We start from the raw sequence: 7,171 nt of genomic DNA on the forward strand, positions 1-7,171 counted from the left end.
GAGCACTGGATGTCCTCGCGCTGCGCGAGGCGCTTCGATCGGGCGCCGGGCCCGCTCGACTGGAAACCGGGCGGGCTCAATGCCAGCACCGCCGACATAACGATCGACGCGGGCAGCGTCGATACGAAAGTGCCGTTGCTCGACAAGATGGTCAAGGGCCCCGACATGTTCGATGTCGCAACGTATCCGACGATTCACTTTGTCGGCAAACACTTCGTGCGGACGGGGCCTGCGCAGGGCAAGTTGGAGGGAGCGCTCACGATCCGTACGGTGACACGGCCGGTCACACTCGATGTGACGTTCAACGGATACGGACGCAATCCACTGACAAAGGCCGACACGCTCGGGTTCTCGGCGCAAGGCGCATTCAGCCGCGCACAGTTTGGATTGGCCACATGGTATCCGGCCGTCGGCGACGAAGTGCACGTGCGCATCGAAGCCGAATTCGATCGAGCCGCCGCATCCAACGCGAACGAATAGCCTATCGGCGGGCTGATCCGGCGTTAGACCGAATTGCTTAGGAGAACGAACCGGCGCCCGTCATCGCGGGCGCCGTCAGCACGGACAAGCAAACGCCGTCAGGAGCGGCGAAACGGCCGATGCGGGCCGATCCCGTTACGCCGTCCAATCCAGGATGACCTTCCCGCTCTCGCCCGAGAGCATCGTGGCGAACGCTTGTTGGTAATCGTCGACAGCAAAATGGTGCGTGAGAATCGGCGAGAGATCGAGGCCGCTTTGCAGCATCGCCACCATCTTGTACCAGGTTTCGAACATCTCGCGCCCATAGACGCCCTTGATCTCGAGCCCCTTGAAGATCACCTGATTCCAGTCGATCGCCGTTTGCGCCGGCGGAATGCCGAGCAACGCGATCTTGCCGCCGTGATTCATCGCTTCGAGCATGCCCGTGAAGGCACTGGGCACCCCCGACATTTCGAGGCCGACGTCAAATCCTTCGGTCATATGCAACTCGGCCATGACGTCGCGCAATGACTCTTTCGCGATATTGACCGCACGCGTCGCGCCCATCTTCAGCGCGAGCCCGAGCCGATACTCGTTGACGTCGGTGATGACGATATTGCGCGCCCCGACATGCCGGGCAATCGCCACGGCCATGATGCCGATCGGCCCCGCCCCCGTGATGAGCACATCCTCACCCACCAGGTTGAACGATAACGCCGTGTGCGTCGCATTGCCGAACGGATCGAAGATCGCGGCGAGATCGTCGGAGATTTCGTCGGGAATCTTGAAGGCATTGAACGCCGGAATCACGAGGTATTCCGCAAAAGCCCCTTCTCGATTCACGCCGACGCCCACCGTATTGCGGCACAAGTGGCGCCGCCCCGCGCGGCAATTGCGACAGAAGCCGCACGTAATATGTCCTTCGCCCGATACGCGATCGCCGATGGCAAAACCGCGCACCTCTTGTCCCATCTCAACGATTTCGCCAACGTACTCGTGCCCCACATGCATCGGCACGGGAATCGTCTTTTGTGCCCAGTCGTCCCACTTCCAGATATGGATGTCGGTGCCGCATATCGCCGTGCGCTTGATGCGAATCATGACATCGTTGTGGCCTACTTCGGGCTTGTCCACCTGCGTCAAGGTCAGCCCCGGCGCGCGTTCGAGTTTAGCGAGTGCTTTCATTTGGGGGCTCCTTAAACGATACCGAGGGAACGGCCTACGCGCGTGAAGGCATCGACCGCGCGATCGATGTGCTCCGGCGTATGCGCGGCGCTCATCTGCGTGCGGATGCGCGCACGGCCTTTCGGCACGACGGGATACGAGAAACCGATGACGTAGACGCCTTCCTTGAGCAACGCATCGGCCATGCTGGAAGCGATCGATGCATCGCCGAGCATGACGGGAATGATCGGATGCTGACCGGGCACGAGGTCGAAGCCCGCCGCGCTCATCGCCTCCCGAAAATGCTCACCGTTCGCACGAACGCGCCGACGCAGTCGGGTGCCTTCGTCGCTCGCAAGCAGTTCGAGCACCTTCAGCGAGGCCGCTGCGATACTGGGTGTGAGCGTATTGGAAAACAGGTAGGGCCGCGACCGTTGCCGCAGCAGTTCCACCACCTCGCGCCGTGCCGCGATATATCCACCCGATGCGCCGCCGAGCGCCTTACCGAGGGTGCCCGTGATGATGTCGACGCGTCCTTCGACGCCGCAGAACTCCGGCGTGCCGCGGCCATGTTCGCCGATGAAACCGACGGCGTGCGAATCGTCGACCATGACGATCGCGCCATAGCGATCGGCCAGATCGCAGATACCGGCGAGATTCGCGATGATGCCGTCCATCGAGAAGACACCGTCCGTCGCGATCAGCTTGAAGCGGGCCCCCGCAGCATCGGCTTCGCGCAGCTTCGCTTCAAGATCGGCGAGATCGTTGTTCTTGTAGCGATAGCGCTTCGCCTTCGATAGCCGAACGCCGTCGATGATGCTCGCGTGATTGAGTTCATCGCTGATGATTGCGTCGTTTTCGTCGGTCAGCGTTTCGAACAGGCCGCCGTTCGCGTCGAAGCAGCTCGAGTACAAGATGCATTCTTCGGTACCGAGGAAAGCGGACAACGCGCGTTCGAGTTCCTTGTGGACCGTCTGCGTGCCGCAGATGAAACGTACCGAAGCCATCCCGAACCCGTCTTTGTCGAGCCCCTCTTTGGCCGCCGCGATCAATCGCGCGTCATCCGCGAGCCCCAGATAGTTGTTCGCGCAGAAGTTGAGGACGTCTTCGCCGCTGGCGAGATGGACATCGGATGATTGCGGGCTTGCGATTACGCGCTCGGTTTTGTAAAAGCCGTCGGCTCGGATCTGATCGATCGTGCCGCGCAAGTGGCTAAGGAAGGTGTCGCGCATCGGTTCGCTCCTGACAGGAAGGGTGCCGCTCGCTCCGGGTGGCGGGCGTGACGGTCGTCTATTGCTGTTATAGTCGGTTGTCCGGTTTTGCCGAACAATTCCAATTTTCCGAACAAAAGTTCGATATAGCGAACGACTTTAAGCGATCGAAAACAAAATGGCAAGCTCCGTCAGGCGACGCACGGCGTCAGTAGCCGCTCAAGCCGCACCTTCCGCGGCCTCTTCGCCGCCGCGCGTCGGCGAGCAAATTCAGCGGCTGCGGATGGAGCGAAAGATGACGCTCGACGACCTTTCCCGGGCCGCCGGCGTATCGAAGTCGATGCTCTCTGAAATTGAGCGCGACAAAGCGAATCCGACGATTGCCGTGGCGTGGCGGCTCACGAACGCCCTCGGTGTCAGTCTCGATCAATTGTTCGCCGCCCAGCGCGCGCATGAAACGATTGCCGTGTCCGGGCCGCACGAAATCCCGACACTCGATGGGCATGACGCCAAGTATCAGCTGCGCGTGTGGGGGCCGATCGAGCTGGCCGGTAAATTCGAATGGTATGAGCTCACGTTACAGCCGGGCGGCGCACTCGTTTCAAACGCGCACGAGCCCGGTACGCGCGAGCATTTGACGGTACTCAACGGTTCCATCGAAATCGAAGCGGACGGAGAAACCAAGCGTCTCAAGGCTGCCGATACCGCTCGCTATCAGGCCGACGTACCGCACGCGATCCGCAACGCGGGCAAGGCCGAGGCCAAGGCGCTGCTCATCGTGATTCATGGTTAGTGTCCGAAGCGGCTCCGGCGGTTGGGCAGGCCGCGAGCCGCTGACTTCGATTGGCCACCTCGCTGCAATACTGTATATTTGCACAGTATCTCAATATTCGAAGAGCGGCTATGAGAGAACAAGATCTTGCCGCGCTGCGCTTTCAGGCCGCGGCGCGCGACCTCGAACACATCGTCCGTCATATCGCGGCGCGCTATGTCGTGCAAGGCGTGCCGCTGACGTGGCGGCTGTTGCATGCGATTGAAGCCGAAGCATTGGCGGATCTCGGATTCGCCAGCCGGCATGAACCGGACGTACTCGAGCTGTTCAAACGCCCCGAAGACATGACGTACCCGGAAACGGACGATCCCGCGACTTTCGGCAAATCCAATGCGTTGCCCACGGCATTTGCCTTTGCGGTGGCCGCGTATGAGGAAGCGCAGCTGGAGCAGTCGCACGATGCGATGGGCCGGCAGGGCGCCGCGCAGCGGGCTTCGCACTCGCGGCGTTGAGCCCGCTGCTCCCGAAAACGCTCACCCGTCAGATCCCGAAATTGCTCACCTTTTAAGCCCCTGCGCCAGCGATTTTCGGAAAATCAAGCACTTAGGTCAGAGGCATCGGCGCGTATGCTAGCGATGAAGCCCGTTACCGCTTCCAGGCGCGATCGTTTGACCCCGGAGGAGTGATCGCATTCCGGGCATAGGAGTTCGAAGCCGTCTTCGACGCGAGCCAGTTCCGGCTCGCCATCGGCGCATTTCGGACAATGGGCGGGGATTTCCGCAATCGCATCGGCCGACGTGCCGAGCGCCGCGAAATCCGCCTCGGCCAGTCGCCCCGTCTTGGCCCAAGAACGCAACAGCGCGGCCAGTTCAGGGGAGAACGCCCCCTGTTCGCGTGCAGTGGCAAGTTGGCGAGTGAGCGCATCGATTTCGTCGGACTGCTCGCGTACCTGCGCCTCGAGGCGATCGCCGCGCCCCTTCGCTGCGCTAAGTTGCTGGATAAAATCGAACTCTTTCCGGCTCGCGTCGCGAATGCCGGTTTGATAGGTGGACGCCATCGTACGCAGCGAGTCGAGTTCGACGAGCATCGGCTTGACGCGTCGTTCGGCTTCGGACACCGCGTCCTTGATCTGCGCGGCGTAATGTTCCGCGCTGTGACGCAGTTCTTGATGAAGGGAATCGATACGCTCGCGCAATGCGGCGTTGGTGATCCGTTCCGTGTCGAGCTGCTGTTCCAGTCTCGTTCGCTCGGCTTCCAATCGGGCGAACGAGGCTTGCAGTGCGTCTTCCTGACTCGTTCGTGTGGCAGCCGAGGCGCTCAGTTGAGCCTCGAGCGTTCGCACACGTTCGAGCGCGGCTTCTGCACGCGCTTCGCTGCGATGGCAGGCTTCGTTTGCCGCCTCTTGACGGATCTGTGCCTCACGCAACGCGCTCATCGCACGATCGCGTTCTTCGAAGATTGCCTTGCGTTCGCTCTCCAGGGTTTGCTTCGCTTCTGCGAGCGCATGCTCGAACAGGGCCCCAAGCAGTTCTCCGGCTTTTTCTTCCAGCACCGGCGGGATGGCTCCAGCGCCGATCCTTACGCGAGAGGCGTCGCGAATCCTTTCCCAAAAATGATCGATGTCTTTGGGGATGTCGCTCGCGCTTCCGGTTTGGGTCAGCTCGCGGACGGTGGCCGCGGAAGGGCGAATGCCCAAGTCGAAGAACAAGCGTTTGCAGGCATGCAGCGAGAGTTCGCGCCGGTGAACGCCGCGCTCGCGTAGGGCTTCGAGCTCTCTCTTTATGACTTCGCGTTGTTCGTCGAGGGTCATGGATGCGATTTCGGAGATAAGAATGTGTTGATAATAACGGATTACGTATCAAATGGTACGTTCGCTGATGGCGCGTCGATGTCGTGACACAAACAAGCTCTCCGTGAGGGCAGGGCGCGGTCTAAGCGTCTTCGCCGTCCTTCGTTTCGTGAAACAAAACGAGGAATCCTAGCTAACTCTTTGTTTTTTCAATGTTAGCTGGTTTTGTTGTTAGGTCCGCGCTTGTTTCACGGGACGGATCCGTTTTTTTAGGAGCCGGTATTTCGAGGAACACACGGGGCGCGCCTAGAGAGTAGTTGAAGTAAACACCCTTGAACCTTCGTTAAAAACGTTAACGCCACGGCAAAACCTTGCCAGGTAAGGCTCTCCGGCCGGTTGGGTGAAGCTTTGCGGGAGATGTAGTGAGCTTTGACGGGAGGGCTTCGTGAAGGGTTTCAGGAACATCAGTGAGCGGTGTCGGGAAAGATTGTGAGGGGATTCGGGACAGATCGGAACGCTGCCTTTGTCGGACGGTGAGGCGTTTCGGGAGCCGTTGCCACTGAAACCCGCGTGAGACGGTGGCGTGCTGCTACGGCGGGATTTCGCAAAGGTGAGTGCCTGCGGGATGTTGGAAAACAGCCGATTTCGTGGTCGAAATACCCTCTCGACAGGCATCGGTGAGGTGTTCCGGGAAAAAACGCGCACGTCGGGTGAGGCTTTTCGGGAAAACCCGTGGGAAAAGCCACCGATAACTGCCCAAAGGTGAGCCTTCTCGGGAGCGCTCGCCGCGCAACCGCGATTGCGGAACCCGTTGAATGGGCTGTTGCCCGGTTCCCTGGCGCTTAAGGTGAAGGTTTTCGGGATCAATGAACGGAGGGCCGGCTCAACCAAGTTGAAGCGGTCATTGGGTAAAAGGTGAGCATTTTCGGGAGTTGAATCGCGCGCCGAAATGCCTTTGACGGCGAAGTTAGTCTGCACTTTCGCTAAGCGCTAGTCTTTACCGCATGGGTGAGTGCGCTATAGAAGGGTGCGTGGCCGGTAAGGTGAGCTTTTTCGGGTGTATCGGACTGCGGTCGATAAACGAGGCACGCAAAAGAGCGTTTTCAATAAGGTGAGCCTTTTCGGGAGCAAACGGTGATGAGTCTGTCGCTGAAGCAAAGAGGCTAACTATCGGATCTGTTTGAGAAATCTCGACAGATGACCGCTGAGGTGAGGTTTTCCGGGAGGGTGATACGTGGACGTCAAATCCCTCGCGTCCTGGCGATGCGCGCTCTCCAGGTGAGCGTTTTCGGGAGCGGATGACGTGGCATCGCGCATCGACATGGCTCGAGCCCATGGCTGCACGGGTTTCCAGGCTGCCCAAAGGTGAGCTTGTTCGGGATGTGTGCTGCCGCGGCAGAAAACATGCGGCGGTTACTCGCGATTGGCGGTCCGAAACGGGACATCCTGGCTCGTGTGCCGTGAGGAAATGTCCATTGGGATCGTCGTCGCAAAATAGCGACATCGGCTGTGGTGAGTCGATACGGGAGCGCTTTATGGCGCATATGGCCGGCAGTTTCATCGCGTCTGGCAATGAAATCCCATGCCGCACAATGGCGCGCTTCCCTGCCAACCGCGGGTTCCGGTGAGCCTTTCCGGGAGCGGATCCAGGAGAGCCGCCGTTGTTTGCCGCGTTTCACAGCGAAGGGTGAGAGGGTGGTTGTAGACGCCTATAACCGCACTCTGTATCCTCTCGTAAATGTTCTTTCCCGACCGACTCATCTCAACGAAGCGCGC

General features: G+C 60.0%; 6 protein-coding genes. 3 read left to right on the forward strand and 3 right to left on the reverse strand.

From position 1 onward, the window contains the following. The coding region (locus ACTHL0_RS12740) for a YceI family protein (RefSeq protein ID WP_440567108.1) at positions 1–480 on the forward strand (480 nt) is incomplete at its 5' end. A gap of 135 nt (positions 481–615) precedes the next feature. On the opposite strand, the gene tdh is transcribed toward ACTHL0_RS12740, so the two are convergent. Further along, positions 616–1,644 carry an L-threonine 3-dehydrogenase gene (gene tdh, locus ACTHL0_RS12745; RefSeq protein ID WP_440567109.1) on the reverse strand — a complete coding sequence of 343 codons (1,029 nt, stop codon included), beginning with the start codon at positions 1,642–1,644 and terminating at the stop codon, positions 616–618. An 11-nt stretch (positions 1,645–1,655) separates the two neighbouring features. Further along, positions 1,656–2,855 (reverse strand): glycine C-acetyltransferase, encoded by a 1,200-nt coding sequence (locus ACTHL0_RS12750; protein ID WP_440567110.1) that lies wholly within the window; start codon positions 2,853–2,855, stop codon positions 1,656–1,658. Positions 2,856–3,012: 157 nt separating this feature from the next. On the opposite strand from ACTHL0_RS12750, the gene ACTHL0_RS12755 reads away from it, so the two are divergent. Further along, complete coding sequence (locus tag ACTHL0_RS12755; protein ID WP_440567111.1) at positions 3,013–3,627, forward strand: helix-turn-helix domain-containing protein; 615 nt, start codon at positions 3,013–3,015, stop codon at positions 3,625–3,627. Between the two features lie 110 nt (positions 3,628–3,737). Continuing rightward, positions 3,738–4,118: a DUF2471 family protein gene (locus ACTHL0_RS12760; RefSeq protein ID WP_440567112.1), complete on the forward strand. Its 381-nt coding sequence runs from the start codon at positions 3,738–3,740 to the stop codon at positions 4,116–4,118. 83 nt (positions 4,119–4,201) lie between these two features. Here ACTHL0_RS12760 and ACTHL0_RS12765 read toward each other — a convergent pair whose 3' ends face one another. Further along, positions 4,202–5,416 carry a DNA-binding protein gene (locus ACTHL0_RS12765; RefSeq protein ID WP_440567113.1) on the reverse strand — a complete coding sequence of 405 codons (1,215 nt, stop codon included), beginning with the start codon at positions 5,414–5,416 and terminating at the stop codon, positions 4,202–4,204. Positions 5,417–7,171: the final 1,755 nt, after the last annotated feature.

Source organism: Trinickia sp. (genome assembly GCF_051961175.1).
GTDB lineage: Bacteria > Pseudomonadota > Gammaproteobacteria > Burkholderiales > Burkholderiaceae > Trinickia.

Coding starts and splice junctions, on each gene's coding strand:
- tdh (WP_440567109.1), bottom strand. CDS start 1,644: ATGAAAGCACTCGCTAAACTCGAACGCGCGCCGGGGCTGACCTTGACG.
- ACTHL0_RS12750 (WP_440567110.1), bottom strand. CDS start 2,855: ATGCGCGACACCTTCCTTAGCCACTTGCGCGGCACGATCGATCAGATC.
- ACTHL0_RS12755 (WP_440567111.1), top strand. CDS start 3,013: ATGGCAAGCTCCGTCAGGCGACGCACGGCGTCAGTAGCCGCTCAAGCC.
- ACTHL0_RS12760 (WP_440567112.1), top strand. CDS start 3,738: ATGAGAGAACAAGATCTTGCCGCGCTGCGCTTTCAGGCCGCGGCGCGC.
- ACTHL0_RS12765 (WP_440567113.1), bottom strand. CDS start 5,416: ATGACCCTCGACGAACAACGCGAAGTCATAAAGAGAGAGCTCGAAGCC.